Source organism: Leisingera sp. F5, from assembly GCF_001593695.1.
The window spans coordinates 1-1,348 of sequence record NZ_LUKH01001018.1; the positions used below are offsets into that span (position 1 = coordinate 1).

Sequence of the window (1,348 nt, forward strand, 5' to 3'; positions counted from 1 at the left end):
TCCCGCTGGGCCATTTCGTCTTCAACAACAAGAACAGTGGGCTGTTCGGCAGCCATTGGTCAGATCTCCTGGGGCGTGGTAGACGTGGTGTCGGCTTTTTTGCGGTCATCTTCCGGTTTTTCACCGGTCACCAGATAGATCACCTGTTCAGCGATCGAGGTCACGTGATCGCCCATGCGTTCGGTGTTTTTTGCGATGAAATGCAAGTGCATGCAGGCCGAAATGTTGCGCGGGTCTTCCATCATATGGGTCAGGAATTCGCGGAACAGGGCGTTGTACATCTGGTCAACATCGCGGTCGCGTTCGATCACGTCACGGGCCAGTTCCACATCGCGCTGGATGTAGGAATCCAGTGCATCCTTCAGCATCCGCTCGACCTCGCGCGCCATCCGGCGCAGCGCGGCGGCGCCTTCGCTGGTATTGGGACCCTGGGCCAGGACCGTGGTGCGCTTGGCCATGTTTTTTGCATAGTCGCCAATGCGTTCCAGATTGCCGGCGATCTTCATCACCGACAGCACCAGGCGCAGATCCGAGGCTGCGGGTGCGCGCAGGGCAATCAGACGGGCGGTTTCTTCGTTGATCAGCTCTTCCAGCCCATCAATAGCCTTGTCGCCCTGACGCACGGCCAGCGCCAGTTCCTCGTCGCGGGTCTCCAAGGCCTGAGCGGCTTCGCGGATTGCGTCCTCGACCAGACCGCCCATTTTCATGATCCGGGCCTGAATAGCCTCTAGGTCGCGGTCAAAGGCCGATGCAATATGCTGTTCTACCATGTTGATATTCCTATAGATCAGCCGATCCGGCCGGTGATGTAGCTTTCGGTGCGGGCGTCTTCGGGGTTGGTGAAGATCTGACCGGTGGGGCCGAATTCCACAAGGTTTCCGAGGTGGAAAAAGGCGGTTTTCTGGCTGACACGCGCGGCCTGCTGCATCGAGTGGGTGACGATCACCACCGAATAGCGGCTGCGCAGCTCGTCGATCAGTTCCTCCACCTGGGCGGTGGCGATGGGGTCGAGCGCCGAGCAAGGTTCGTCCATCAGCAGAACCTCGGGTTCAGTGGCCACAGCACGAGCGATGCACAGGCGCTGCTGCTGGCCACCCGAAAGCCCGGTGCCGGGCGCGTCCAGGCGGTCTTTCACCTCGTCCCAGATCGCACCGCGGCGCAGGGATTTCTCAACAATCTCATCCAGTTCCGCCTTGTTCCTCGCCAATCCATGGATGCGCGGGCCATAGGCCACGTTGTCATAGATCGACTTGGGGAACGGGTTCGGCTTTTGAAACACCATGCCAACCTTGGCGCGCAGCTGCACCGGATCGACACGGCGGTCATAGATGTCCTCGCCGTCCAGCAG

Annotated in this window: 2 protein-coding genes; both read right to left on the minus strand. The window is 60.1% G+C overall.

Going from position 1 to position 1,348, the window contains the following annotated elements:
* Positions 1-59: 59 nt before the first annotated feature.
* The gene (phoU, locus tag A2I95_RS38420) at positions 60-770 is read right to left on the minus strand and encodes a phosphate signaling complex protein PhoU (protein WP_291737656.1); all 711 of its coding nucleotides are present in this window, start codon (positions 768-770) and stop codon (positions 60-62) included.
* Between the two features lie 17 nt (positions 771-787).
* Positions 788-1,348, minus strand: a 561-nt coding sequence (locus A2I95_RS38425) for a phosphate ABC transporter ATP-binding protein (RefSeq protein ID WP_291737657.1), incomplete at its 5' end; no start/stop codon positions are given.

Coding starts and splice junctions, on each gene's coding strand:
- phoU (WP_291737656.1), bottom strand. CDS start 770: ATGGTAGAACAGCATATTGCATCGGCCTTTGACCGCGACCTAGAGGCT.